The organism is Lysobacter humi (ex Lee et al. 2017) (assembly GCF_054781815.1).
The window spans coordinates 62,479-86,549 of the sequence record NZ_BAAGTR010000012.1; the positions used below are offsets into that span (position 1 = coordinate 62,479).

General features: G+C 68.1%; 26 protein-coding genes. 13 read left to right on the forward strand and 13 right to left on the reverse strand.

Going from position 1 to position 24,071, the window contains the following annotated elements; genetic code table 11:
* Positions 1-54 precede the first annotated feature (54 nt).
* Complete coding sequence (locus ACYVJJ_RS11345) at positions 55-417, forward strand: DUF305 domain-containing protein (RefSeq protein ID WP_460833661.1); 363 nt, start codon at positions 55-57, stop codon at positions 415-417.
* Between the two features lie 34 nt (positions 418-451).
* Here ACYVJJ_RS11345 and ACYVJJ_RS11350 read toward each other — a convergent pair whose 3' ends face one another.
* From ACYVJJ_RS11350 to ACYVJJ_RS11385, 8 genes are all read right to left on the reverse strand, one after another.
* Positions 452-811 carry a four-helix bundle copper-binding protein gene (locus tag ACYVJJ_RS11350; protein ID WP_460833663.1) on the reverse strand — a complete coding sequence of 120 codons (360 nt, stop codon included), beginning with the start codon at positions 809-811 and terminating at the stop codon, positions 452-454.
* 61 nt (positions 812-872) lie between these two features.
* Positions 873-1,454 carry a DUF411 domain-containing protein gene (locus ACYVJJ_RS11355; RefSeq protein ID WP_460834670.1) on the reverse strand — a complete coding sequence of 194 codons (582 nt, stop codon included), beginning with the start codon at positions 1,452-1,454 and terminating at the stop codon, positions 873-875.
* A 2-nt stretch (positions 1,455-1,456) separates the two neighbouring features.
* Positions 1,457-1,960, reverse strand: coding sequence for a nuclear transport factor 2 family protein (locus ACYVJJ_RS11360; RefSeq protein WP_460833664.1), 504 nt, complete (start codon positions 1,958-1,960; stop codon positions 1,457-1,459).
* Between the two features lie 14 nt (positions 1,961-1,974).
* Complete coding sequence (locus ACYVJJ_RS11365; RefSeq protein WP_460833666.1) at positions 1,975-2,790, reverse strand: c-type cytochrome; 816 nt, start codon at positions 2,788-2,790, stop codon at positions 1,975-1,977.
* A 14-nt stretch (positions 2,791-2,804) separates the two neighbouring features.
* Positions 2,805-3,701 (reverse strand): copper resistance protein B, encoded by an 897-nt coding sequence (locus ACYVJJ_RS11370; protein WP_460833668.1) that lies wholly within the window; start codon positions 3,699-3,701, stop codon positions 2,805-2,807.
* 497 nt (positions 3,702-4,198) lie between these two features.
* Positions 4,199-6,100: a copper resistance system multicopper oxidase gene (locus ACYVJJ_RS11375; RefSeq protein WP_460833670.1), complete on the reverse strand. Its 1,902-nt coding sequence runs from the start codon at positions 6,098-6,100 to the stop codon at positions 4,199-4,201.
* A gap of 90 nt (positions 6,101-6,190) precedes the next feature.
* On the reverse strand, positions 6,191-6,658 hold the full coding sequence (locus tag ACYVJJ_RS11380) for a CopL family metal-binding regulatory protein (protein ID WP_460833672.1): 468 nt from the start codon (positions 6,656-6,658) through the stop codon (positions 6,191-6,193).
* Between the two features lie 91 nt (positions 6,659-6,749).
* Complete coding sequence (locus ACYVJJ_RS11385; protein WP_460833673.1) at positions 6,750-6,989, reverse strand: heavy-metal-associated domain-containing protein; 240 nt, start codon at positions 6,987-6,989, stop codon at positions 6,750-6,752.
* A gap of 174 nt (positions 6,990-7,163) precedes the next feature.
* On the opposite strand from ACYVJJ_RS11385, the gene ACYVJJ_RS11390 reads away from it, so the two are divergent.
* The 5 genes from ACYVJJ_RS11390 to ACYVJJ_RS11410 all read left to right on the forward strand — a co-directional run bounded on the left by ACYVJJ_RS11390 (position 7,164) and on the right by ACYVJJ_RS11410 (position 11,679).
* The gene (locus tag ACYVJJ_RS11390) at positions 7,164-9,617 is read left to right on the forward strand and encodes a heavy metal translocating P-type ATPase (RefSeq protein ID WP_460833675.1); all 2,454 of its coding nucleotides are present in this window, start codon (positions 7,164-7,166) and stop codon (positions 9,615-9,617) included.
* A complete protein-coding gene (cueR, locus tag ACYVJJ_RS11395; protein WP_460833677.1) occupies positions 9,607-10,068 on the forward strand; it encodes a Cu(I)-responsive transcriptional regulator in 462 nt (153 codons plus the stop codon). Before ACYVJJ_RS11390 ends, cueR begins: the two co-directional genes overlap by 11 nt.
* Positions 10,065-10,784: a hypothetical protein gene (locus ACYVJJ_RS11400; RefSeq protein WP_460833679.1), complete on the forward strand. Its 720-nt coding sequence runs from the start codon at positions 10,065-10,067 to the stop codon at positions 10,782-10,784. Before cueR ends, ACYVJJ_RS11400 begins: the two co-directional genes overlap by 4 nt.
* 182 nt (positions 10,785-10,966) lie before the next feature.
* A complete protein-coding gene (locus ACYVJJ_RS11405; RefSeq protein WP_460833681.1) occupies positions 10,967-11,188 on the forward strand; it encodes a hypothetical protein in 222 nt (73 codons plus the stop codon).
* A 53-nt stretch (positions 11,189-11,241) separates the two neighbouring features.
* Complete coding sequence (locus ACYVJJ_RS11410) at positions 11,242-11,679, forward strand: hypothetical protein (protein ID WP_460833682.1); 438 nt, start codon at positions 11,242-11,244, stop codon at positions 11,677-11,679.
* 5 nt (positions 11,680-11,684) lie between these two features.
* Here the strand turns inward: ACYVJJ_RS11410 and ACYVJJ_RS11415 are convergent, their stop codons facing one another.
* The 3 genes from ACYVJJ_RS11415 to ACYVJJ_RS11425 form a co-directional block, all read right to left on the reverse strand.
* A complete protein-coding gene (locus ACYVJJ_RS11415; protein ID WP_460833684.1) occupies positions 11,685-11,957 on the reverse strand; it encodes a heavy-metal-associated domain-containing protein in 273 nt (90 codons plus the stop codon).
* 411 nt (positions 11,958-12,368) lie between these two features.
* Positions 12,369-12,995: a hypothetical protein gene (locus ACYVJJ_RS11420; protein WP_460833685.1), complete on the reverse strand. Its 627-nt coding sequence runs from the start codon at positions 12,993-12,995 to the stop codon at positions 12,369-12,371.
* 40 nt (positions 12,996-13,035) lie between these two features.
* Positions 13,036-14,115 carry a hypothetical protein gene (locus ACYVJJ_RS11425; RefSeq protein ID WP_460833686.1) on the reverse strand — a complete coding sequence of 360 codons (1,080 nt, stop codon included), beginning with the start codon at positions 14,113-14,115 and terminating at the stop codon, positions 13,036-13,038.
* A gap of 60 nt (positions 14,116-14,175) precedes the next feature.
* On the opposite strand from ACYVJJ_RS11425, the gene ACYVJJ_RS11430 reads away from it, so the two are divergent.
* From ACYVJJ_RS11430 to ACYVJJ_RS11450, 5 genes are all read left to right on the forward strand, one after another.
* The gene (locus ACYVJJ_RS11430) at positions 14,176-14,484 is read left to right on the forward strand and encodes a hypothetical protein (RefSeq protein ID WP_460833688.1); all 309 of its coding nucleotides are present in this window, start codon (positions 14,176-14,178) and stop codon (positions 14,482-14,484) included.
* A 427-nt stretch (positions 14,485-14,911) separates the two neighbouring features.
* Positions 14,912-15,670: a hypothetical protein gene (locus tag ACYVJJ_RS11435; protein WP_460833690.1), complete on the forward strand. Its 759-nt coding sequence runs from the start codon at positions 14,912-14,914 to the stop codon at positions 15,668-15,670.
* The gene (locus ACYVJJ_RS11440) at positions 15,667-17,517 is read left to right on the forward strand and encodes a hypothetical protein (RefSeq protein ID WP_460833691.1); all 1,851 of its coding nucleotides are present in this window, start codon (positions 15,667-15,669) and stop codon (positions 17,515-17,517) included. The genes ACYVJJ_RS11435 and ACYVJJ_RS11440 overlap by 4 nt, the downstream gene beginning before the upstream one ends.
* Positions 17,518-17,570: 53 nt before the next feature.
* Complete coding sequence (locus tag ACYVJJ_RS11445; RefSeq protein WP_460833693.1) at positions 17,571-18,560, forward strand: hypothetical protein; 990 nt, start codon at positions 17,571-17,573, stop codon at positions 18,558-18,560.
* Positions 18,557-20,083, forward strand: a complete 1,527-nt coding sequence (locus ACYVJJ_RS11450) for a hypothetical protein (protein ID WP_460833695.1) — start codon at positions 18,557-18,559, stop codon at positions 20,081-20,083. Before ACYVJJ_RS11445 ends, ACYVJJ_RS11450 begins: the two co-directional genes overlap by 4 nt.
* Positions 20,084-20,675: 592 nt before the next feature.
* Here ACYVJJ_RS11450 and ACYVJJ_RS11455 read toward each other — a convergent pair.
* Both ACYVJJ_RS11455 and ACYVJJ_RS11460 read right to left on the reverse strand, forming a co-directional pair.
* Positions 20,676-21,026, reverse strand: coding sequence for an HU family DNA-binding protein (locus ACYVJJ_RS11455; protein WP_460833697.1), 351 nt, complete (start codon positions 21,024-21,026; stop codon positions 20,676-20,678).
* 179 nt (positions 21,027-21,205) lie between these two features.
* Positions 21,206-21,625 (reverse strand): hypothetical protein, encoded by a 420-nt coding sequence (locus tag ACYVJJ_RS11460; RefSeq protein WP_460833699.1) that lies wholly within the window; start codon positions 21,623-21,625, stop codon positions 21,206-21,208.
* A 139-nt stretch (positions 21,626-21,764) separates the two neighbouring features.
* Between ACYVJJ_RS11460 and ACYVJJ_RS11465 the strand changes: the two genes are divergently transcribed.
* Positions 21,765-23,048 (forward strand): nucleotide sugar dehydrogenase, encoded by a 1,284-nt coding sequence (locus ACYVJJ_RS11465; protein WP_460833701.1) that lies wholly within the window; start codon positions 21,765-21,767, stop codon positions 23,046-23,048.
* Position 23,049: 1 nt separating this feature from the next.
* Positions 23,050-24,054, forward strand: a complete 1,005-nt coding sequence (locus ACYVJJ_RS11470; protein WP_460833703.1) for an NAD-dependent epimerase — start codon at positions 23,050-23,052, stop codon at positions 24,052-24,054.
* Positions 24,055-24,071: the final 17 nt, after the last annotated feature.

Genomic DNA, 24,071 nt, shown 5'->3' on the forward strand with positions numbered 1-24,071 from the left:
CACTCGTGCGAAACACGGCGCACCGCAGTTCGCGGTTTCAACAAGGAGATGCCCATGAACCGCATGACCACAGCGCTGCTGGCCGTATCGATGACCGCCCTGCTCGCGATGCAGGCGCATTCGCACGAGTCCGACAAGAAGGCCGCGCAAGGACACTCGGCGAGCCACGCCGGTCACAGCGCCGGCTCCATGGAACTGCATCGCATCATGATGCAGGGGCAGAAGATGCCCATGCCCATGAGTGGCAACGTCGACAAGGATTTCGCCGCGATGATGACCATGCATCACCAGCAGGCCATCCAGATGGCGGACGTAGTGGTCAAGCACGGCAAGAGCGCCGAGCTCAAGGCGCTGGCGCGCAAGATGCAGGAGGAGCAGCGCAAGGAGATCAAGCAGTTGGCTCCGTTCGCAAAGTAGGCCAGGGCGGCCCCGCCGCGCGGGGCCGCTTCGATCACATCGAGGCCATTGCGGCGCAGCTGCGCTCGCAGCGGCGGCAAGCGTCGATGCAGCGGCGCATCGCCTCGTCCTGGCCCCCGATGCGCTCGCACGATTCGGCGCACTGCCGACAGATCTCCGCGCAGGCGCGGCACGTCGCCGAGTGCGCACGCGTGCCCCGCAGCATCGCGTTGGCACTCACCGTGCAGATCTCGGCGCACGTCTGCATCAGCCCGATGTGATCGGCGCTGGCGTGCTCGCCGCCCATGCTCAGGCAGTGGTTGATCGTCTCGATGCAGACCGCTGCGCAGTTGAAGCAGTCGGCGATGCACTGGTTCATCTCGCTGCTTTGGTGTTCGGCGCTGTGATGGCTCATGAGGTAGTTCTCCGTAAGGTTGCGGGCGTGGATCGGCGCGCCCGCTTCACCGTCCCCGGTGCTACTCCCCATGCGTGGCAAACGGCGAGGTGCTGCCGTCCGCGTTGATCTTCTCGACCGTGTAGCGCTGCACGCGCCCGTCGGGCATCTCCATGCCCGGCGAACCTGCCGGCATCCCGGGCAGCACGAGCCCCTTGGCGCCATCGTTGGCGGCGAGCAGGCGCTTGATGTCCCCGGCCGGCACGTGACCTTCGACCACGAGCGTTCCCACCTGCGCCGTGTGGCACGAGCCCTTGCCCAGTGGCACGCCCAGGCGCTTTTTGACGGGCTCGAGGTTGTCGGTGTTGCGAACGTCGACGCTGAAGCCGGCCTCGCGCATGTGCTTCACCCACAGTCCGCAGCAGCCGCAACTCGGACTCTTGTGCACGACGACCTTGGGAAGGGCCGCGGGGCCACTGGCGACGACCGTCGTCTCCACACGTGCTCGGGACGCCGCAGCGCCCGCGTTAGCAGACGTGGCCGCCGGCGAAGTGGTCCTCGACGCCGCAGCGGGCGTAGTTCCTGCTGGCGCAGCGGTTCCCGGGCCCTGCGCGCAGGCAGCGAGTGTCACGAGGCTGGCCGCGAGTACTGACAGCCCGCGCATGTTCACGGGGCACCTGCCTTCTTCGGCCGCGACGACCAGTGGATGTGCACGATCTTCCAGGCGCCATCCACGTGGCGCAGGACCATCGTCTCGGTGCTCAGCAGTGTCTTGGCGTCCTTGCCCTGCCCCGCGCGGATCTCGCTCTCGCTGCCAACCCAGGCGGTGTCGCCATAGACCTGGGCATTTCGCTGCCTGGGCGTGATGGTCGCGCCTCCGAGGAACGCCGCGTCCGAGATCGCGTGGTGGCCGAGGTACTCCTCGCGCGAGCGCTCGGCGCCACCGCTTTCCAGGATCAGCACGCGCTCATCGAGCAGACGCGTGACGGTCGCCATGTCGGCGGCCTTGAGCGCGGTACCGAACTGCTCGACGACTGCGATCGCCTCCAGCATCGCTGGATCCATCGCCGGCGCGGCCGGCTTGGCGGCGTGCTGCGACGGCTCATGCGCGCTGACGGTGCCAGACGCGCATGCGAGCGCGGTCGCGAGGGCGAAGTGAATGCTCTTCATGGGAGGCTCCTGGGTCAGTGCGTGTGCGGCGGCGCGCCGGGCGGGTCGACGTGGGCCGGCTTGGCGGGCTTGGCCGGCGTGTCGTCATGCGGCGGCGTTCCCGGGGCGTGCTCGTGGCCACCGGCCGCCGGCTTGGCCGGCGTATCGTCATGTGGCGGCGTACCCTGCGCATGACCGTGCCCATCGGCCGCAGGTGCAGGTGCGTGGTGGTCGGCGGGCGTGCCCGGCGGGTGCGGGTGGTCGCCCGCGGGTGCCGCGCCGTCGTGGTGCGGCATCGTCTCCCCGCCGCCATGCGAGTGTCCGCCGCTGGACGCGACCATCGCCTGGTACTGCGCCGCGTCGAGCGTGGGCAGCTTCTGGATGAAGGCCGCCATGTTCCAGATGTACGCGTCATCCATGCTGCCGCCCCAGGCCGGCATGCCGGAGGCCTTGATGCCGTGCTTGATCACCCAGAACGCCTCGGCGGCGTCCACTGTCTCCTTCGTCAGGTTCGGCGGCGCCGGATACAGGCCGCGGGAGATCTCGGTGGGGCCCATGCCCGGAGCGAGATGGCACTGCGTGCACATCGCGGCGTAGTTGCCCGCGCCCTGCGTGATGCGCGCCTGAGTCATCAGGTCCTTGGGCACCTCGAGCTTGCTGGCGCGCGCCTGGATCGAGGCCTCGCGCAGCTGCTCGAGCACCGCATAGGTCGCGGGCAGGTGCGGATCGTCGGCGCCGACGTTGTAGATGCCGGCGCGGACGAAGGCGATCGCCCCGCCCACCAGCGCGAGGCTGGCGACGGTGGCGATCATGAGCGGAACGATCAGGCGTTTGCGTCGTGGATGCTGCATGTGGTCCATCTCCCCTAGAACCAGAACCGGATGCCGGCGACGAGCCGGGTGTCGCGCGTGGGCTCACCCTCGAGCCGGCGAAGCTGCGCCGTCTCGCCGAACGCGCGTTCGAATTCCACGCCGACATACGGCGCGAAGCGTCGGCTGAACTCGTAGCGAAGCCGCGCACCGGCCTCGATCGTCGACAGCCCCGAGCCCACGCCGATCTCGGGATCGTCCTTGGCGTAGAGCGTGGTCTCGCCCTGCCACTGCAGGATCAGGCGGTTGGTGATCAGCGTGTCGTACTCCGCCTCCAGCGTGGCGCCGCCGCGCCCGTTGGCACCGACGAACGCGGTCGCCTCCACCTCGAACTTGTAGGGCGCGAGGCCCTGGAAGCCAAAGGCGGCATACGTGCGAGACGGTCCGTGCCCGAAGTCGTGGCGCACGCCTGCAACCGCGTCCCACCACGGGGTGATCGATCGGCCGTAAAGCACCTCGGCATTCGCCGACTCGATCTCGCCATCGCTCGCCTCGCCCTCCGTGCGCAGCCACACGCGGTTGAGGTCGCCACCGACCCATGCGAGGCCCTCCCACCCCAGGCTGCCTTCCTCGGTGTCCTGCCACTCCAGGCGATCGACCAGCCAGTACGAGAACGTGCGCTCGTCGTGCACCTCGTGCCCGTGCGCATCGTCAGGAAAGGCCGCGGCGCGGTCGGCATCCGTCAGCGCGGGAATGGGAGTGCGCGGCGCGGCACTGGCCGGGAGGTCCGGGTCAGCGGCGTGGCCCATCGCGGCGTGGTCCATGCCCGACATCGCGCCATGATCCATGCCGCTGTGATCCATCGGCTCGGCGGTCGCGGGCGTGCCGTGACCCATCGCGGCGTGGTCAACCACGTTGGACGGCGGCGTCGCGACCGGCGTCCCGTGGCCCATCGCGGCGTGATCAACAGCGGCAGGCGCAGGCGTAGCCGGCGTGCCGTGCCCCATCGCGGCGTGATCAACCGCGTCGGCCGGCGGCGTGGCGACTGGCGTCCCATGCCCCATCGCCGCGTGGTCGACGGGGGCGGGCTTGGGTGCCGGCGTGGGTGCCCGCTTGGGCGCAGGGCGCGCCGCGGCCTTGGGCTTCGCCGCAGGTCGCGTGGCCGGCTTGGCGGGCTTCGGCGCCGCAGGGCCGTGCCCCATCGCCGCATGATCGACCGCCGCAGGCGCCGGCTTGGCGCCGGCGCGCACCGCGGGTTTCGGCGCGGGCTTCTTGGCGGCCGGTTTCGGCGCAGGTTTGGGGGCCGCTTTTTTGGGGGCCGGTTTGGGTGCTGGCTTGGGCGCCGGCATCGGCATCGTGTGCCCTTCGTGCTGCGCGAACGCAGGCGCGGCAGGGAATGCCAGTGCCGCGGCGAGAAGGCTGACAGAGAGGATCTTCAGGGCGTGCGTATTCATTCGCGCACCTGCACTTCGCGCATCATTCCCGACTCCATGTGGTAGAGCAGATGGCAGTGGTAGGCCCACCGCCCAAGCGCATCGGCGCGGACGCGGTAGCTGCGCTTGGAACCTGGCTGCATGTCGATCGTGTGCTTGCGCACCAGGAAGTTGCCGTTGTCGTCTTCCAGGTCGCTCCACATGCCATGCAGGTGGATCGGGTGCGACATCATCGTGTCGTTGACCAGCGTGATCCGCATGCGCTCGCCGTAGTTGAGCTTGATCGGCCCGGACTGCGAGTGCTTCACGCCGTTAAACGACCAGGCGAACTTCTCCATGTGTCCGGTCAGGTGCATCTCGAGCGTGCGACCGGGCTCGCGGCCATCCGGGTCTTCGAACAGGCTCCTGAGCATCGAGTAGCTCAGCGCCTTGCGGCCATCGGTGCCCATGCCGTTGCCGGGGTCGGCCAGCCGCGAGGTCGGCGTCATCGCCTGGTTGTCCACCAGCGGGTTGCCGTTCTCGGTCGCCGGATGCGTCTGCATGCCGGCCATGCCCGCCATCGCCGAATGATCCATCCCCGCCATCGAACCGCCCGCCGGCGTGCTGGAGGCCATCGCGGACATGTCGTGCCCGCTGTGGTCCATGCCCGCCATGGCGGCGGCCGGTGCCGCCGGAGTTGCAGGCGCGCCGTGGCCCATCGCGCTGTGATCCATCCCGGCCATCGAGCCGCCGCCATGGGCGCCGTGGTCGGCCATGCCCATGTCGGCCATGGTGAGGATCGGCCGCGGGTCGAGTTTGGGGATCGGCGCGCGCAGGCCTTCGCGCACGGCGAGAGTCCCGGACACGTAACCCGTGCGGCCGGAGTCCTGGGCAAAGATGGTGAACGCGTCCTGCCCACTGGGCTCGACGATAACGTCGAAGGTCTCGGCCGTCGCGATGCGGAATTCATCGATCGTGACCGGATGTACCGGCAGGCCATCGGCGGCGACCACGGTCATCTTCAGACCCGGGATGCGCACGTCGAAATACGTCATCGCCGAGCCGTTGATGAAGCGAAGGCGCACCTTCTCGCCCGACTTGAACAGCCCGGTCCAGTTGCCCAGCCCCGTGGTGCCATTCATGAGGTAGGTGTAGGTGTTCGCGTTGACGTCCGAGATGTCGGTCGGCGTCATGCGCATCTGGCCCCACATCTTCCGGTCCTCGAGGGTCGCCGAGAGCCCCTTCTTCTGGGCGTCGCGCATGAAATCGCCGACGGTCCGCTTGTAGGTGTTGTCGAAGTCCGCCATCTTTTTCAGGCGGGCGAACAACTGCTCGGGATTGAGGTCGGTCCAGTCGGTCAGCAGCACGACATAGTCGCGCTGGAACGCGATCGGATCCGGTCCCGCCGGATCGATGATCAGTGCGCCGTAGAGGCCCGCCTGCTCCTGGAACGCCGAGTGCGAGTGGTACCAGTAGGTGCCGGCCTGGTTGACGTCGAATCGATAGACGAACGTCTCGTCCCGGCCGATGCCATCAAAGCTGATGCCCGGCACGCCATCCATGTTGGCGGGCAGGATGATGCCGTGCCAATGGATCGAGGTCTGGTGCCCGTGGATCGAGCCGACGGGCAGCGCGTTGCGCACGCGCAGGGTGACCGTGGTGCCTTCCTTCCAGCGAAGGATGGGCGCGGGCACGGTGCCATTGACGGTCACGCCGGGGCGGACGCGGCCGGTGAAGTTGACCGGGGTTTCGCCGATGGTGAGGTCGAAATCGGTCCCGCGCAGTGTGTTGAAGTCACCGACCCGCAAGGCGGGCTGGGACCAGGCGGTGCGCGGCAGGAACGCGGCGGCCGCGCCGCCGAGCGCGAGGCCCTGGACGAAGCGGCGACGCGACAGCATGGGCACCCCGGAGGCGGGGTCGCCGTTGAATATGGAAGACATGGAGCACTCCAAATCGATTTCAGGCAGGTCCCGTGCGGGGACCGGGAGGCGCGAACGCGCCTGCCACGCCCGGAGGGCGTGGGGAGTGCCTTAGCCGATCGGAGGTCGGATCAGATGGGGCAGCCGCGGGGACGCGTGCTGCGACGTGCCGCTCATCACGAGGATCGAGTGCGGCAAAGCGGCCCCCGGCGCGACGGCCGGGATGAACGCGGTGGACGCGTGCTGCGTGCACGCACACTGGCAGGTCGTGCCGTCGCAGCAGTCGGCCGGCTCAGCAGGCCCGCCATCGGAGACGGCGTCCAACGGGCCCGCATCGCTGTCGCCATGGTCCATGGCCGCGTGGTCCATTGGCGGCATCGATGTGTCTGCGTGGGACGCCATGGTCATGCCAGGGTGGCATTCCTCGCCGACGGTCGATGCGACTTCCGCCTGGGCGCGATGCGCTTCGTGGCTGGCGTGCGCCAACTGCATGCGCGTGGACGCCTGCGCGAACCCGACGCCATTGGCGATCAGGGTCACGCACAGGAGCACACGCAGCAGCAGCGAAAAAAGGCTCACGTCCCTACTCTATCGCGAAGTTGAACAGCCCGTGTTCAGCAAGAGTGAACTTTGGACCCGGGTCCAAGGTGCAGCGCCGACAGGCGGCATGTCAGGTCGCGCAGCTGCCACAGCAACCACTGTGCGACGCGACTTCGGCGCCGGATGCGCCGACCACGCGATAGCCTTCCCCCTCGATCGCCGCGCGAACCTGCGACTCATCCGCCAGACCCTCGACCTCGACCGTACCGGCCGCGACATCGACGCGTGCCGTTCCACCCAAAAGGCCGACGGCCCGCGTGATGGCGCGCTCGCAGTGGCTGCAGGTCATGCCTTCGACATCGAATTTCATGGTGCGTTCTCCTCGCCGGCCCCATGCCGGTGATCGAAGCCTCCGGCCTGCCCCCATGGGAAGGTCAACCACCGGGTGATGGACAGCGGGCCAACATTCACGTGCGGGCGCGGTTGACCTTCCCATCATGGCAAGCTCCACGCTGCACCATACCGAATCCGTACGGGGTGCACGATGAACGCAATGACCGCTCGTTCCGAACCGACCGCGAGCCTGCGAGTTCCTATCGAGGGCATGACCTGCGCGTCCTGCGTCGGGCGGGTGGAGCGTGCGCTTTCGAAGCTGCCCGGCGTCGAGACGGCGCAGGTGAACCTGGCCACCGAGGTGGCGGAAGTCCAGGGCGCAGGGCCACTGGACGTCACCGCCATCAGCCGCGCGGTCGAGGACGCCGGTTACCGGATCGGAACGCGAACGGTCGACCTGGCCATCGAAGGGATGACGTGCGCCTCGTGCGTGGGACGCGTGGAGCGCGCGCTCAAGCGTGTGCCAGGCGTCATGGGCGCCACCGTCAACCTGGCCACGGAGCGGGCGAGCTTGACGGCGTTGGCCTCCGTCGCCGACGCCGCGCTGCTTCAGGCCGTGAGCGACGCAGGCTATGTGGCGCGCGCCCCGGCGGCCGTGGACCCGGGCCGCGCTGGAGGCGATATCTCGCACACCGCAGCCGGCATGAGCCGGGAGGCCCGCCACCTGCTGATCGCGGCCCTGCTCTCCCTGCCGCTGGCGGCGCCGATGGTCTCGCTGCTCTGGGGCGAGCACTGGATGCTGCCCGGCTGGGTCCAGTGGGCGCTCGCGACGCCCGTGCAGTTCTGGCTGGGTGCGCGGTTCTATCGAGCCGCGTGGAAGGCCGTGCGGGCTCGAACCGGCAACATGGACCTGCTGGTCGCGCTCGGCACGAGCGCGGGCTACGGCTTGAGCGTCTACCACCTGCTGCAGCCGCCCCATCATGGCGCGGGTCCGCTCTACTTCGAAGCCTCGGCGGTGATCATCACGCTGATCCTGCTGGGCAAATTCCTTGAGGCGCGCGCCAAGCGCCAGACCACCGAGGCGATCCGCGCGTTGCAGGCGCTGCGTCCCGGCACGGCCCGCGTACGCCGGGGTGGCAGCGACGTCGACCTGCCCATCAATGAGGTGCGGGTCGGGGATGTCGTGGTCGTACGCCCCGGAGAGCGCTTTCCGGTGGATGGCCGCATCCAGGACGGGCAGACGCACGCCGACGAGTCCCTGATCACCGGCGAATCGATCCCGGTCGCCAAGGGCGTGGACGACCGGGTCACCGGCGGCGCCGTCAACGGCGAAGGCCTTGTGCTCGTCGAGACGCTGGCCGTGGGCGCCGAATCGGCGCTCGCGCGGATCATCCGACTGGTCGAGGACGCGCAGGCCAAGAAGGCGCCCATCCAGCGCACGGTCGATCGGGTCAGCGCCGTATTCGTGCCGGTAGTCATCGCGCTGGCACTCGTCACGCTGCTCGGATGGGGTTTCTATGCCGGCGACTGGACGCAGGCGATCCTCAAGGCGGTCGCCGTGCTCGTCATCGCCTGCCCATGTGCGCTCGGGCTGGCGACACCGACCGCCATCATGGCGGGCACCGGCGTCGCGGCGCGCGCCGGCATCCTGATCAAGGATGCCGAGGCGCTCGAGGTCGCGCACACGATCGACGTCGTCGCATTCGACAAGACGGGCACGCTGACCGCGGGCAAGCCGCACCTGGTGGAAGCGGTCGCGAGCAACGGCCGCACCGGGCAGCTGGTCCAGCGCGCGGCCGCCCTCCAGTCCGGGAGCGAGCACCCCCTCGCCCACGCGGTCATCGAAGCCGCATCGGCCGATGCGCGTCTGTCCGTCCAGGACGTCCGGGCCGTCGCGGGCCGCGGCCTGCGTGGCCGGGTCGAGGGCGTCGATATGCTCATCGGCAGCAGCGCGATGATGCATGAGGCCGGCGTCGACCTGACCCCGATGGCCGGTCGCGCCGAGGGCCTCCAGGCCTCCGGACACACGGTGTCCTGGGTCGCCACGAGCGCGGAGGGTACCCTACAGCTCGACGGCCTGCTCGCCTTCCGCGACGAGCCCCGTGCCGGGGCGCGTGAGGCGATCGCCCGCCTGCATGCACTCGGTCTGCGGACCGCGATGATCTCCGGCGACAACGAGGGCGCGGCGCGGCACGTCGCGCTCTCGCTCGGGATCGACGAGGTGCGCGCCAACGTACAGCCCCACCAGAAGGTCGAGGCGGTCAACTCGCTCAAGGCCTACGGCGCAGTCGCCATGGTGGGCGATGGCATCAACGACGCCCCGGCGCTGGCCGCAAGCGACGTGGGGATCGCCATGGGCACGGGCACCGATGTCGCGATGCAGGCCGCGGGCGTCACGCTGATGCGGGCAGACCTTGGTCTCGTGGCCGCCGCGCTGGACATCTCCCGCCGGACGACCCGGAAGATCCACCAGAATCTGTTCTGGGCTTTCGGCTACAACGTCATCGGCATCCCGATGGCCGCGTTCGGGCTGCTGGATCCGGTGATCGCGGGCGCTGCGATGGCCTTTTCGTCCTTGAGCGTGCTCGGCAACACGCTGCTGCTCAAGCGCTGGACGCCCACTGATCCGCATGCCCTGTCCCAGGAGGTCCGTCATGCCGCGTAACGCGCCTCGTCCCGAGCTCGCTGAAGCCCGCGAGCAGGGCCTACACAACATCGGCGAGGCATCCCAGCTCACCGATGTATCGGCCAAGATGATTCGGCACTACGAGAGCATCGGCCTGATACCGGCGGCGGCCCGCACGTTCGCGGGCTATCGCCTCTACAACGACGCGGACCTGCACCGCCTGCGCTTCATCAAGCGCGCGCGCAACCTCGGGTTTTCGATGAAGCAGATCGAGGTACTGCTGTCACTCTGGGACGATCGCTCCCGTGCCAGCGCAGACGTCAAGCGCCTGGCGCGCCTGCATGCCGACGAGCTGGCTACCAAGATCGCGGAGATGCAGGCCATGCAGCGAACCCTCGAGACGCTGGCGCGGCGCTGCCATGGTGACGGTCGCCCGGACTGCCCGATCCTCGAGGACCTTGCTGCGATTGCTCCAGACCCTCGCCCATGAATCGTCCGCTTCCCTATGAGAACCAAATCATCGGGGTATTCCTCTACGCGCTCGGCTACGCCGAGGCCGCGCGCGTCGCTCGCGAAGGGGCTGCGCCCACCGCCGACCGACCACTGACGCTCAACCTGTTCCAGCAGACGCCGCTGGACTCGGCCTTCAGCGACCTGGTGGTCGGGCGCGACCAGTGCCTGGTGATCGAGTTCAAGCGGTCGGCCGCGGAGTTCGCAGCCGAACGCGGAAAGGATCGCGCGACGCTCCGTAATGCACTGGTTGCCAGCCCCGCTTTCAAAAAGCAAAGCGCCCATGGGCACCATGTGGTCTATGCACGCCCATCCGAGCAGGGCGTCGAGCTTCGCTGTTGCACCTACCTCGACGTCCTGGGTCTGCTTGATCCGCCCAAACTCGACCGGGGGTCTGCCGAGGCGATGGTGCGTGTTCTCGTCGACCCCAAGCCCGGCACCAAGATTGGGCTCGCCGCGCCTGACATGGTCACCTACCTCGACCGCTTGCGCCGCCTTCGGGCCGAACAGGTGGGCACCGGCGGTCGGGCCGGGACCGAGGCCTGGCTGGGGCTTGCCCGCGGTGCGGATGGTCTGAAGGCAGTGGTGGCTTCGTCGCTCGACGCCTTGCTCGGACTGGATCTCGACAGAGGGCCGACGCAAACGCAGGAGCTCCCGGAGCCGGAGCGTAATCGCGGAATGGATCTCGGCCGGTAGTGCGCGTTCGCCCCCGAGCCACATGCGTGCGGACCTGATCACTATTGGAGCCAGCGAGATCTGTCTGGCCTCCCCGCCACGCGCTTCCTCGCACGGCAGGCGCGGACCCACGCATTCACCGCCTGCTCCGTCGCGGGAGGGAAAAGCGCAGCCAGTGAGACAGGCGTGGAAATACTGGGCCCATGGACCCGCATCCCGACCTCGTATACAAGCGCAATGAGTCCACGGTGACCTGCCAGTTCCGTGAGGAACTGATCGCCGCGGCGTTTTTGACGCACGATGGGCAGTGGGAGCTGACCGCGATCGACCAGCAGCCCACGCTTCATGTGACTCGATCGGATGCGGTCCTCGCCCTGCAGGCGTGGGCACGCCGCTACGCCTGGTCGCGAACGACGGTCCACTGACATGTCGGGCGTTTTCTATGATGCTGCTCGAAATCCGGACCTAGAGACGTCAGATGGCGGACGATGATCGCGTACCGAAGGGATGGTGGAGTCGGCCTCCAACGGAGGGCGACAAGCCGCTCCTGCTCGCAGTACTGGCCGTCCTCATTGCGGGCCTGTACGCACTCGACTGGTACTTCAAATATGACGTCATGGCGCGATGCGTGCCTGCCGTAGGCGGCATGCGATGCGCGGTCTCGCACACCTCGGACTCTGCGCAGGACCTGACTCTATGTGTTGAGGTCAAGCGCCTGTGCGCCAACGGCAACCCGTCTTTGGCACGTGGCTGTTTTTCTGGCGTAGTGGCACCCAAGCGCGCTGGCAGCCTGCTGATCGGCGACCGCGAGTTTTCCAATGCAAGCGACTGCGTAGTCACCAAGGAACCGCATACAGCCCGCGTCTTTCTGCCGGGGGCCGAGAAGAAGGCAGCGCCTGAGAAGGCGAAGCAGTAAGGCGTCTAGATCCGGGCGGAAACGGCAACGTTTCCAAGGCACCCGGACTCAGCTACGGGTGTTCGGCTTGGGGTCGCCATTCGAACTTGCTGGATGTCCACGACCGAGTAGCCCGTGGCCCGGATGATGCGCTCGACGAGCTCTGTATCGAGATTGTCGGTGACTTGCACCACGCCCTCGCGAATGTCGACCCGTGCCCTGCCGCGCACCGATTCGATGGCTCGCGTGATCGCTACGGCGCAGAAGCCACAGCGCAGATTTTCGACCTGGAACTTCATGGCCACCTCGCGTTTGACCGCGGGAGATTCGAGCTTGCCCCCATGGGAGGGTCAATGCCTCGCAGCGCTTGAGGTGATCGGGGAAATCCTACGCACGAATGTATGGTCGTCCGAGCGCGCAGCTGGGGCCGCATCGCCATTCTTTACTTAGGCGCGGGCCACGCAGGCGCCGACATTCCCATCGTCGGGTTCACCGCAACGGCCCGCCAATTCACCCACATACGGATGCAAACAAGCATGGATGACCTCAAGGCGCTCCGTGTCGAATCGATCGAAGCTGCTGCTCGCGGGGATGTGCAGGCATTCCTGATCGCCCAGACCCTGCCTTCCCACCTCGGCGGTCGTATCGACCGATAAGCGTGCGGGGCCGCCGTGCGCGAGAGTTTCCTCGCCCGAACGGACGCCGGACAATCAGCTAGGCGGGAACTGCGCCCTAAGGCCTCGACTGAGAAACGTCAACGCGGCCATGGCCCATGGATCTCGCTTTTGCGCTGCGAATCGCAGTGCCTGCATGTCGCGAAGATGCCAATAGGGCAGTCGATCCAAGGGCTGCCCGGAGTCGCGAATTGCACGGCACCGATCGATAAATGCAGCCATGCGTTTCCCGATCTCCACCGGCTCGATCACCGCATCGGGTTCGAAGCGCATGCGCTCGCGATAGGCCATGTACGCAGGCAGCGCTGCGCGGGTCGACCAGCGAAGGGCAGGCAGCGCGGCGGCGGGGAATGGTGACTCGATCGGCAGGTAGGCCAGACCCAGATCGATGTGCTCGTCCGACGTCGCCACCCAGTAGTGGGAGGCCTCGCCGTTGCCCGTCGTCCCGAAGCCCTGGAGGCTCAGCTGTCGGCCGTCGCGGGAAACGACCGCACACAGGAAGTCCCCGCCTGCGACTTGGGTATCGATCCCGGCGTCGCCCAGAAGGGTCGCCACGCCGAACGCGGCGTACATGCAGCGCTTGTAGTAGTCGTCTGGGAACTGGGCGCGCAGCGCTGCGTCGGTGACGGTCAGCGAGCGGGTAACGGGATCGATCGCCCTCATGGTTTGGGGTGTTGCACTGGCGATACTCCCGGCGACAGCTTCATTCCCGATGGCCCCGAAGCTCGGCGAAGCGAGTGGCGGCGCTGACCGACGCATCAAGGTCGGGAGCCGGCCGCGCCGCCAAGGCCGCAGCGAGCGCCTGCGCCTGGAGCTCATCGCGGTTGGCGACGAAGCGGTCGACATCGAGGTTGCGCTGGACAAGGTAGGAGACAGGAATCTCTTCCGCATTCTCCTTTAGGCAAGCCCAGAGCCAGATCTGTTCCTCGAGCAACGCCTGCGCTTGCGGACTGGTGCAACGCGCGGCCCATCCGGCCAGCCATTCGCGTGCATCTGAGAGGGCCTTCGGCGTGTGCTCGAGGCAAGGCTGCCCGGCAAATACCCGGCGACGAGTAATGAACACCCAGAGCGTGTGCACGTCCCCATGAAACCCGGGGCGGGCGCAGTAGCGGTGAATGGCCTTCAGGACCGCATCCCGCACGTCGCGGGCCTCGCCAAGGCGCCCCCCCTCCAGGTAGCGCCGGTAGAACAGACAGAGCAGGAGGATCGCGTCGAGTAAGCGCTTGCGCGCCAGCGACTGCAGGACGCGCCGGAAGTGCGCACGGCTGCGCTTGACGCCACGAAAGTCCGGGGCATCCAAGGTATTGAGAATGAACTTGTCCTCCGGCCCACTTTCGTACAGGGCGAACTGCTGGAGCAGTCGCGCGATCTCGCTTTCGCGCTTCGTGGGGCTCCACGGCGCTCCACTCAGCAAATCCCAGAGCGGGCTCTCGTAGGCCGCTTGCGTATGGAGGTATCCGGGCTTCGCGGCGACGCGCTCCACCACGCTCGCGCCATTCAACTTGCGGTCCTTCAAGCCCGGATTCGAGCAGTGCTCACGGATCCGCTTGAAGACCCGATACGGACCGCGCTCAGGCTTCAGGAACAACCGGTCCATCGCCGCAGGATCGTCCCACGGCGTCTGCTTCTGGGCGCAGACCAGGCAGTACCAGACCTGGCTACGAAGGCGACCGATGGGGTCTGCCTTCCGGCGGCCCTTCCGAGCCGCCGCGTTCGTTTCGCTTCGGTTCGCTTTCGCGCCGGCCGTTGCGCCGGAGCCATTTGTGCTGACTTTTTTTGGCATGCCAGCACGAGGATTTCATGCTGGTATGCGCGCTGTCCAACGCAGCACTGCGAACCACACGTGCCCTTGACCCACGAAGAGACTCGGACCCTCACCCAGCGGCTGCTGGCCGAGCACGGCGAATTGATCGGCGGAAATGCGCTCGCCCGATGCCTGGGCTATCGCACGCAGCGAGCGTTCCAGATGGGGATCCAGCGCGGCCAGGTGCCGGTGGAGACGTTCACCCTGGCCGGGCGCCGCGGGCGCTATGCGCGCACGTTCCAGGTCGCGCAGTGGCTGGCGGACTGCGGACCGGCATTGTCGACGACTCAAACCCTCGAGGGCGACCCGCCGAGCCCGCCCGAAATCGACAAAGGCGCGGCGGCCTGACCGCGCGAGCCGCGACATTCGAGCGACATCCTAACCACCGACCGGAGGGCTGACCCGCCCAGACGAACTCACCTGCCCGCACGAAAAACATTTCCGGTCCCGGAAACGAGCACGGGCCCCCGAAGGGGCCCGTGAGACAGCATGAGGCGTGTGAGAACCCTCAGCTTCTTCGATTTTGGGGTCACGGTCAACTGCTGCCTGCGAAAAGCCAGGCACTACCCGGAAGCCTCGTGATGCCGACCTGCATCCCCGCCGCGCCGAGCTGACGGCGCGCCACCGCCCTGCACGCCCGCTTCGCCCGCATTGCCCGGCGAACGGCCCGCGCGTGCCTTGCGTTTCCTGACCTGTCGGCCTGACGCGCGCTCGCGCGCCGGGTCCATCACCCATGCCCGATGGCGACCGTGCGGTCGCCGTCGCAGGAGTCTGTATGTCCTACATTTCCGCGCCGCTCGCAAGTCGCAGCGGCAAGACCGGTCCGCTGCGTGCGTTCCTCGACGCCGACGCGCCCATCCATGTGCCGGGTGACCGGCCCTTCCAGCCGCGTGTCTACAAGCGTCGCGAGTTCGAGAACCGCGACGTCTACGGCTTCCAGTCCATCAAGGAGAACCGCGTCGTCGAGGTCGACGGCCTGGCGGCGATCGCGGTGGCGGTCGCGCTTGAGACCGACCCGCGCGTGCAGGCCTACACCGAGCGCCCGCGCATCCTCAAAGCCGGCGACCTCCAGGTGGAGCTCGACTTCTGGGTCCAGCACGCGATGGGCTTCGTCGAGTTCCTGCTGATCGTCGCCGACGGTGCGTGTGTGCAGGGCCCGGGCGGCACGCTGCGCCCCCGCGAAGCCGAGCGGCTCGAGGCCGCAGCGAGCGAGCAGAACGTGCGCCTTCGCTTCGTGACCGAGCAGGACGTGCGCGCCCAGGGCGGCGCGGTCAGCCAGAACATGCGCCTTCTGGGCTTCATGCAGCTCGCCCAGGGCTTGGGCAATCGCCTGGCCCTGCGCAGTCGGATCCTGGGTCACCTCGAGCGCGTCGAGCGCGCGCGCATCGACCAGCTCGAGGCCGCGCTCGCGCCGTTCCATCCCTGTGACGTGCAGGCCATCACCTGCGAGCTCATCTGCCTCGGCTTGCTGGACTTCGATCGGGCCGTGCGCCTGGGACGCTACACCCTCGTGTCGCGGAGGTCGCCGGCATGAGGTATCTCACCGAAGAAGACGTCGAGCGGCTGCTCGCGCTGCCCCGCCCGGACACGGAAGCCATGGTCGATCTGGACGAGGCGACGCGCAAAGCGATCGACAACCGCGTCAACGCGCTCGTCGAGCTCATCAAGGGCGAGCCGGTCAAGCGTGTTTCCACGCTGTACGGGATCCACCGCAAGACCTGCAAGCGCATGCTCGAGCTGTCCAACGAGCCGGCGCCGGGCGGCGGCGTGCATGGCTTTGCCGTGTGCATGCCGCAGGTGCGCCTGGTCGATCCCAAGCCGCGCGAAAAGGACGCGCCTGTCCTCAATCATGCCTACGGCATGACGCGGCTGGTCGACGCGGTCCCGGAGCTCAAGGCGGCGCTCGTCAAGTTCAGGGGCGCCCTGCCGTCCCGCCGCCAGACGAGCCCTGCCTTCAATCGCCTGTGCAGCGAGGTGAACCGGATCCTCGGCCGCGCCGGCCGCGGTGAGAACGACTACCCGCGTAACACCCGCGACGGCGGCCGCCGCGCCCTGGCCACCTTCATCGAGCGTCTGCGCACCCGCGCCGCGGAGCTCGCGATGAAGTTCGTCGTCGAGCCCACCTTGACCAAGTGGGCCGAGCTCTCCACGCCCGAGCCGTTCGACGAGGCGCAGGTCGACGGGCACTACATCGACCTCAAGGACCAGTGGTGCGCCATCCCGCTCTCGGACGGCTCCCACCGCCTGACGCGCGTGTCCGGCCTGATGCTGCTGGCGGAAATCGATGTCGGATCGCGTGCCTGCATGGGCTGGACGGTGATCGTCGACGAGGCGTACTCGCAGTTCGACTTCCTGCGCACGATCAAGCGCGCCCTGATGCCGTGGCGGCCCAAGGACATGACCGGCCGGCGGATGCAGTACCTGCCCAATGCGTGGATGCCCAATGCGATCGACGGCCCGCCCGCGCGCGGCCTTCGCATCTCGGTCGACAACTACAGCAGCCACCTCGCCAAGCACGCCAAGCGCGCGCTCGCTCAGGTGCGCCTTGGGATCTACCGCTTCGGTCACGCCGGCATCCCGGAAACGCGGCCGCACATCGAGGCGTTCTTCAAGTCGATCGAGGTGCAGGTCCTGCGCTACCTCGCAGGCGGCTTCGAGCCGGAGACCAAGGTGCGCGAGGAGCAGAAGGTCTCGGCGCAGAACAGCAAGGCGCACCCGATCTTCCTGCACCTGCTTGAGGACATGCTGGACATCGTCTTCTCCACCTACAACGTCACCGCCCACGAGGGCCTGCAGGGTCGCAGCCCGCGCGAGGTCATCGAAACCTACTTGGCCGAGGGCGGCATGCCGCTGCGCTCGAGCCGGACGGCCGAGGACGTGCGCGACCTAGGTCGCTTCCGCGTCCGCGTGACGATCCGTGGCGGCGACGGCGAGCTGCCCCACGTCAACTTCGGCTACGGGACGTATCGCAGCGAGAAGCTCAACACCCGTCCGGACCTGGTCGGCAAGACGTTCAACGGCTATATCGCGGAGGACGCGCGTTTTCTGCAGTTGCTGGACGCCACCGGGCAGCCGTACCTGGAGCTCAAGACGCTGCCTCCGTACGCGCTGACCCCGCACACGCTGGATGAGCGCAAGCGCGCGCATCGCTGGCGCAAGACCCGCGGCCAGCGCTGGAACGGCATCGGGGACCTCATTGACGCGTTCCACGCGGAGGTGCGCGATGCGGCCCGGCACCTGCGCTGGGCGGCCGATGACGTCGCGTCCGGACGCATTCCCAAGGCCAAGACGCCCACTCCTCAGCCGTCCCGCAGCGGTGCAGCTCGCACGCTGGAAGGCTTCGCCCCGCGCGGCGGCGCCGTCTCGCTGCGCCGTCGCTAATCACCCCATCCCTTATCGGCCGCGGCAACGCGGCCCCGTGGAGTCTTTTCGCAATGACGACCCCTGAAGTGCATCCCCTGCTTCGCTGCAAGCGTCCCCTGATCTTCACCCGTCCTGGTGAGCGTCTGGCCGGCGCCACCCGCGCCACCATCGAAATGGGCTGCGACGCCCTCTGGATCGAAGGCAACGGGCGCGTCGGCAAAACCTTCGGCGCCCAGCAGCTCGTCCAGACGGACGCCTGGCGCCCGTACCCGATGTACATGATGGCATTCACCTACACCAAGCCGACCAAGCCCACGGAAGGCTATTTCATGACCTCCTTGCTCACCCAGATGGGCCAGAACGTGGCCGCCAGCGCCAGCAGCAACATGCTGATGACCCGCGTGGTGCGCACGCTCAACGAGCAGCGCGTCAAGCGCGGCGCCGACATGATCGGGTTGGTCCTCAACGAGGCGAACCGCTTCACCTCGGAGGAGTACGAGCACGCGATGTCGATCGGTAACGAGCTCGAGAAGACCACGCGCGTGTTCTACCTTTTCATCAACCAGAACGATGCCGGGCGGCTCGGCCGCGGCGACACCGACGCGCGTCCGCCCCGGCACATCTTCGGGCGCTACTTCATCAACTCGCACCACTACACCGGGCTGCTCTGGGACGTTCCGGCCGAGGACCGGCCGCACCAGACGATGTCGGACGTCGCCCTGGCGTTCCTGGAGTACGACAAGGAACTCACGTGGCCCGAAGGCTCGGGCATCTCGTTCACCCAGCACTGCGCGCCCAAAGCCTGGGCGAATGGCTGGCGCCTGGGCAGCCAGATCGACATGATCCGAAAGGTCATGAACGAGGTCCGAGCCGAGGCGGGGCTGGGGGCTGCGACCACATGGCCGATGCTGACCTTCGAGAAGTTCGTCTACATGGTGCTCGTGCGCATCGCCATGGAGGACGAGGACTTCCTCGCGCTGACCGAGGCGCAGGTGCGCGAGGCACTTTTCCGGGTCGGATACCTCGAGATCGAGCCGGGCTACGAGGGGATGCCGGCATGAGCACCGTCATCACGGCCCCCTATATCGAGCTGCGCGGCACCGTGCCGCGCAACCAGCTCTCCCCGTTCGCGGAGGTTCTGACCTCTCCGTTCGCGGGTGCCGACCGGTCCGATACCCCGGCCGCCTCGGGTTTTGGCACGCTCGCCAAGATCGTCCGCCTCAACCACCTTGCACCGACCGAGCTCTCCAGCCTGCTGGGCATCCGAGTCCGACGCGCCGACGACCTGTCGGCCGTCATGACCTTTTCCGAGGCCCGTCAGATCGCCGTCGCGCGGGCCCTGCGTCTTCCGGAGGTGCCCGCGGAGTGGAACCTGTCCACCTGGTTCCCGTTCAAGGCACCCTCCTCGCTGCTGGCCACGGGCTGGAAGTTCCGGTACTGCCCGGAATGCCTGCGGGAGGGTTACCACACCCTGCTGCATCAGCTCCCCTGGAGCCATCGCTGTGCCTGGCACGGCGTCGCGCTTCGGGACGACTGCCAGCACTGCGGCCTGCCGGCCGCGGTGAAGGCGGACTGGGAGGCCGGCGCGAACCTCAAATGCGCCTGCAGCCAGAGCCCGCTGGACACGGACCTGATCCTGCACGCGTCCGCGCCCGACGGCGCGAAGGACTTCACCGACAGCTACCTTCGATGGGCTGCCGAGGAACGAACGCGCTCGGCGCTGGTGATCCCCGACCTCGCGGGAGATCCCCGCCCGGCGCTCGCAGCACTGGTCGAAATGCCCGGGCCGTGGCGCAGGCAGGTGAAGCCGACCACGCTGCCCGGTGCCGAGTCCCAGCCCGCGCTAGCGCCCTCGGCTGACCGGCTTCCAGTCCACGTCCGCACGACCGGTATCGCGGCCCGCGCGCCGACCTCGGATCGCGATGGCCTGCTGGCGCTCGAAGAACTTAGGCGGGACCGACCAGGGTTCCTGATCACGCCCAAGCGGGTCGCGCCGATCATGTCGGCCGTAGCGGTGGACCTCGCGCTCCGCCTGCCTGTGAAGTCGCTGACGGATCGGGAGATGAGCCTGTTCCTTGCGGGGATCGGAGTCGAGGCACCGAAGTCGTTCGACCCGGCCAGCCGGCGGTTCTCCGGGGAGGTGTCGATGTTGCCGCCCACCTACGTCGGGGGCCGGCAGTTCCTCAACCTGCTGTGTGTGCATCCGTCCGCCTACCGTCTGGTGGTCGGGCTCGTGGACGCTGCGCTGGACGGTCGAAACCTCTTCGACTTCCACGCCCAGGCCAGCCACCGCGAGTTTGACCTGCTGATGCGGGCCTGCGGGCAGATCCTGGCCCGTGGGTATGCCGAGGGCCTGCGCTCGACTCTCGCGGTCCACGTGCCGGAGCTCTACAGCGAGCCGCGCCTGCGCCCCCGGTTGCGCCAGCCGTGGGCCCTGGTGCGCCGGGAGAGTGGACGACTGTCCAGCGTCGGGGTCGCTTGGGTGCCCCTGTCCTACGCCAGCCGTGGGGAAGCGGCGGTGCTGGAAGCCGAGGATCTGGCGAACCAGCGTCGACAGCGCTCTGCGGGTCGCCGGCGGAAATAGGCCCCGTCGAGAGTGCGGCTCCCGGATGGGTGCACACCTCGTTGTGGTGGGGCCGGTCGCCTGGCCCCACCACAGTGCGCAACCGGCAAAGGGGGACCCGCAACGGTGCGGCGGCTCGCCCAGAAAAAGGTGTGCATGAGCACACCCCGGGTATTGAAAATCAATTAGTTACTGTGGGCACTCGAGAGTGCGCTGCCCAGCTGCACGTGGCCCTAGCATCCAATGTCCACACTGATCGCGCCGTTGATACGGACTGCGCTGGCTTGAGCGTCCCAGCGTGCACACTCGGCTGGTCGGCGTAAGCGTCGTCACGGTGGCAGCTGCGATTCCTTGGGGCCACAGTGCGAACGTGCGTAAAGCCAGTTGTCGGTCGGCGTTCGATTCGCCGGCCCATCCGGCTTCCCTGATGTGGCGCAGGCATGCGTCACGTCGCCCGTTACGGCTGCCCCATTGCATCCCACCCAGCGCACAAGTTCCGACCGACCGCGCGCATGCACGCCGATGTCCGAACCTCCAAAACAAAGAGGGCCCTTTCGGGCCCTCTCGGTTCGACGTGCGCCGTACCGGCGCGACGTCGCGAACTGCAGCGGGATCAGACCGCCGCGTCCTTGAGCTTCTTCAGCGGACGGGCCTTGAGCTTGACGCTCGCCGGCTTCGCGGCGAACCACTGCTCTTCCTTGGTGAACGGGTTGATGCCCTTGCGCTTCGGCTTGGCCGGGACGTCGACCTTGGTGACCTTCAGCATGCCGGGGAACGTAAACGTGCCGCAGCCCTTCTTGTGCAGCGAGCCGTGAGCCGCCTCTTCGAGCGAGGCCAGCACGGCGCGCACGTCGCGCGGCGCGAGCTCGGTGCGCTCGGAGATGTAGTTCACGAGGCCACTCTTGCCCAGGGGCTCGGTCACGGGCTTGATCTTGGTGGCACCGCTCGCGGTCTTCTTCGCCATGGTCAGCAATTTCCGGGTGGAAAGGAATGCGCGTTATCGCGCGTGTGCGGCCCGGATGCAAGGCCCCATCCGCATTTTTTCGCGGAAAACGCGCATTTCCTGCCGGACGGTCGCATCCGGATCGCTCGCGCGCGGCGCCGGGTGCGCCGCCTCCTTCGACGCGGACCCGCCGACGGCGCTCACTTGCAGGCGTCATAGACCTGCCGGCTCAATGCACTCAGGAGCTCGTACGTGCGCGCCAGGCCGACCCGCCGCTCGACAGCGTCGCGATAGGCCTTCGCGGCGGCGCATGAATCGACGGACTGCTCGCTCCGCGTGGCCGCGGCGAGGCGGATGCGCGGCGGCCGTGCAGCCGCGCGGCGGGAACGCGGCGCGCGCTGGGCCTCGCTGCTGGCGCGGCGCACGGGCTCGGGGTCCGGCACCGCCTCCCACCTCTCCAGCGTCCGCTCGCCCTGCGCGCACGGCGCACTCTGGTAGCGCACCTGCCCGCTCCGGTCCTGGCACTTCTGCACGGATTGCGCCCGCGCCACAGGCAGCCCGCCGATGCCGACCGCTACAGCAAGGGCGAATGTGCCCCGGATGATCCATGTCACGTCCATGCGCTCTCCTCCTTTCCTGCAGGATCGCCATCGGCATCGCTACGCGCAGTCGGAAGCGACCGGGTTCGCTGTCGGATTGTTCCTGTGCGGGCACGGCGGGGAGGCGGCATCATGTCTCCCTGACTCCGGATGGCCCGACATGCACGACGCTCCCCTTCCCGCCTTGAGCGATGCCCGCATCGCGGTGATCGGCCTCGGCTACGTGGGATTGCCCCTGGCCGCGGCGTTCGGCGCGCGGCAGCCGACGCTCGGCTTCGACATCGATCCGGAACGCATTGCCGAGCTGCGGGGTGGCCTCGATCGCACCGGCGAGATGGAGGCGGGCGCGCTGCAGGTCCCGGCACTGCGCTTCGAGAGCGATCCCGCCGCGCTCGCCGACTGCGACGTCTTCATCGTCACCGTTCCCACGCCGGTGGACGCCTACAAGCGTCCCGACTTCTCTCCACTCGAATCGGCCAGTTCCACCGTGGGACGTGTGCTCCGCCGCGGCGGCGTGGTGATCTTCGAGTCGACCGTGTATCCCGGCGCGACCGAGGAACTCTGCGTGCCGCTCATCGAGCGTGCCTCCGGGCTCACGTATCGCCGCGACTTCCACGTCGGCTACAGCCCCGAGCGGATCAATCCGGGCGAAGGCGGACGGCGGCTGCCGGATATCGTCAAGGTGACATCGGGATCGTCGGACGAGGCAGCGGCATTCGTCGATGCGCTCTATCGCTCGATCGTGCCGGCGGGCACGTACCGCGCGTCGAGCATCCGTGTCGCCGAGGCGTCCAAGGTGATCGAGAACATCCAGCGCGACGTCAACATCGCGCTCATGAACGAGCTGGCGCTGATCCTCGACAAGTTGGGCATCGATACCGTCGAGGTGCTCGAGGCCGCGGGCACGAAGTGGAACTTCCTGCCGTTCCGTCCGGGCCTGGTGGGCGGCCACTGCATCGGCGTGGACCCCTACTACCTCGCGCACAAGGCGCAGGAAGTGGGCTACCACGCCGAGCTCATCTCCGCGAGCCGCCGCATCAACGACGGCATGGGCACGCACGTGGCGCGGCGCGTGATCAAGCTCGCGGCGGCGCGCGGCGCGACGCGTCCGCGCGTCCTCGTTCTGGGACTCGCGTTCAAGGAGAACTGCGGCGACCTGCGCAACACGCGCGTCGTCGACATCGTCGCCGAGCTGCGCGCCTTCGGTGCCGAGGTGGATCTGCACGACCCACGGGTCGATGCGCGGGAGGCGCACCACGAGTACGGTTTTGCGCTGGTCGACGCTCCGGCGGCGGGCGCGTATGACGCCGTGGTGCTCGCGGTGCCGCACCGCGAGTTCCTCGACTCGGGTGTCGACGCGATCCGCGCCTACGGGCGACAGGGCGCGGTGATCTACGACGTGAAGGGCGCCCTGCCCCGCGCCGACGTCGACGGGCGGCTCTGACGTGCGGGTGCTCGTCACCGGCGCGGCCGGCTTCATCGGCGCGCACCTCGCGCGGCGCCTCATCGAGCGCGGCGACGAGGTGCTCGGCTACGACGACCTCAATCCCTACTACGACCCGCGCCTCAAGCGCGACCGCCTCGCGCAGGTGGTGCCGGCCGCGGGCTTCCGGTTCGTCGAGGCGCGGCTCGAGGATCGCGACGCGCTCGATCGCGCGTTCGCGGAGTTCCGGCCCCAGCGGGTGGTGAACCTCGCTGCGCAGGCCGGTGTGCGCTACTCGCTCGAGAACCCCCGCGCCTACGTCGACAGCAACCTCCTCGGCTTCATCGACGTGCTCGAGGCATGCCGCGCGAGCGACGTCGACCATCTCGTCTACGCGTCGTCGAGCTCGGTCTACGGTGCGAACCGCACGCTGCCGTTCTCGGTCGAGCATGCCGTCGACCATCCGGTGAGCCTGTATGCCGCGACCAAGAAGGCGAACGAGCTGATGGCGCACACCTACAGCCATCTGTACGCGCTGCCGACGACGGGCCTGCGCTTCTTCACGGTGTACGGGCCGTGGGGCCGGCCGGACATGTCGCCCTTCCTGTTCGCGGCGCGCATCGCCGCGGGTGAGCCGATCGACGTCTTCAACAACGGGCGCCACAGCCGCGACTTCACCTACATCGACGACATCGTCGAGGGCGTCGTCCGCGCGCTCGACCGCCCGCCCGCCGCACACGACGATCCGGCACTGCTCGCGTCGCCCGCGACCTCCACGGCGCCGTACCGCGTCTACAACATCGGCAGCCATCGGCCGGTGGAGCTCATGCGCTACATCGAGGTGCTCGAGGACTGTTTCGGGCGGCGCGTCGAACGGCGCCTGCTCCCATTGCAGCCGGGCGACATGCCCGACACCTATGCCGACGTCGAGGCTCTCCGGCGGGATACCGGCTACGCGCCGTCGACGCCGGTGGAAGTCGGCGTGGCGCGGTTCGTGGAGTGGTATCGCGCGTATTACGGGGTCTGAGCGCGCCTGCCGCCGCC

What these genes read in the sequence shown, in the direction of transcription:
- ACYVJJ_RS11385 (WP_460833673.1), bottom strand. Translation starts at nt 6,989, where the DNA reads ATGAAATTCGATGTCGAAGGCATGACCTGCAGCCACTGCGAGCGCGCC.
- ACYVJJ_RS11425 (WP_460833686.1), bottom strand. Translation starts at nt 14,115, where the DNA reads ATGCCAAAAAAAGTCAGCACAAATGGCTCCGGCGCAACGGCCGGCGCG.
- ACYVJJ_RS11460 (WP_460833699.1), bottom strand. Translation starts at nt 21,625, where the DNA reads ATGGACGTGACATGGATCATCCGGGGCACATTCGCCCTTGCTGTAGCG.
- ACYVJJ_RS11410 (WP_460833682.1), top strand. Translation starts at nt 11,242, where the DNA reads ATGGCGGACGATGATCGCGTACCGAAGGGATGGTGGAGTCGGCCTCCA.
- ACYVJJ_RS11350 (WP_460833663.1), bottom strand. Translation starts at nt 811, where the DNA reads ATGAGCCATCACAGCGCCGAACACCAAAGCAGCGAGATGAACCAGTGC.
- ACYVJJ_RS11365 (WP_460833666.1), bottom strand. Translation starts at nt 2,790, where the DNA reads ATGCAGCATCCACGACGCAAACGCCTGATCGTTCCGCTCATGATCGCC.
- ACYVJJ_RS11435 (WP_460833690.1), top strand. Translation starts at nt 14,912, where the DNA reads ATGTCCTACATTTCCGCGCCGCTCGCAAGTCGCAGCGGCAAGACCGGT.
- ACYVJJ_RS11400 (WP_460833679.1), top strand. Translation starts at nt 10,065, where the DNA reads ATGAATCGTCCGCTTCCCTATGAGAACCAAATCATCGGGGTATTCCTC.
- ACYVJJ_RS11445 (WP_460833693.1), top strand. Translation starts at nt 17,571, where the DNA reads ATGACGACCCCTGAAGTGCATCCCCTGCTTCGCTGCAAGCGTCCCCTG.
- ACYVJJ_RS11450 (WP_460833695.1), top strand. Translation starts at nt 18,557, where the DNA reads ATGAGCACCGTCATCACGGCCCCCTATATCGAGCTGCGCGGCACCGTG.
- ACYVJJ_RS11420 (WP_460833685.1), bottom strand. Translation starts at nt 12,995, where the DNA reads ATGAGGGCGATCGATCCCGTTACCCGCTCGCTGACCGTCACCGACGCA.
- cueR (WP_460833677.1), top strand. Translation starts at nt 9,607, where the DNA reads ATGCCGCGTAACGCGCCTCGTCCCGAGCTCGCTGAAGCCCGCGAGCAG.
- ACYVJJ_RS11355 (WP_460834670.1), bottom strand. Translation starts at nt 1,454, where the DNA reads ATGCGCGGGCTGTCAGTACTCGCGGCCAGCCTCGTGACACTCGCTGCC.
- ACYVJJ_RS11370 (WP_460833668.1), bottom strand. Translation starts at nt 3,701, where the DNA reads ATGGGCCACGGGACGCCGGTCGCGACGCCGCCGTCCAACGTGGTTGAC.
- ACYVJJ_RS11345 (WP_460833661.1), top strand. Translation starts at nt 55, where the DNA reads ATGAACCGCATGACCACAGCGCTGCTGGCCGTATCGATGACCGCCCTG.
- ACYVJJ_RS11405 (WP_460833681.1), top strand. Translation starts at nt 10,967, where the DNA reads ATGGACCCGCATCCCGACCTCGTATACAAGCGCAATGAGTCCACGGTG.
- ACYVJJ_RS11465 (WP_460833701.1), top strand. Translation starts at nt 21,765, where the DNA reads ATGCACGACGCTCCCCTTCCCGCCTTGAGCGATGCCCGCATCGCGGTG.
- ACYVJJ_RS11415 (WP_460833684.1), bottom strand. Translation starts at nt 11,957, where the DNA reads ATGAAGTTCCAGGTCGAAAATCTGCGCTGTGGCTTCTGCGCCGTAGCG.
- ACYVJJ_RS11390 (WP_460833675.1), top strand. Translation starts at nt 7,164, where the DNA reads ATGAACGCAATGACCGCTCGTTCCGAACCGACCGCGAGCCTGCGAGTT.
- ACYVJJ_RS11440 (WP_460833691.1), top strand. Translation starts at nt 15,667, where the DNA reads ATGAGGTATCTCACCGAAGAAGACGTCGAGCGGCTGCTCGCGCTGCCC.
- ACYVJJ_RS11455 (WP_460833697.1), bottom strand. Translation starts at nt 21,026, where the DNA reads ATGGCGAAGAAGACCGCGAGCGGTGCCACCAAGATCAAGCCCGTGACC.
- ACYVJJ_RS11360 (WP_460833664.1), bottom strand. Translation starts at nt 1,960, where the DNA reads ATGAAGAGCATTCACTTCGCCCTCGCGACCGCGCTCGCATGCGCGTCT.
- ACYVJJ_RS11375 (WP_460833670.1), bottom strand. Translation starts at nt 6,100, where the DNA reads ATGTCTTCCATATTCAACGGCGACCCCGCCTCCGGGGTGCCCATGCTG.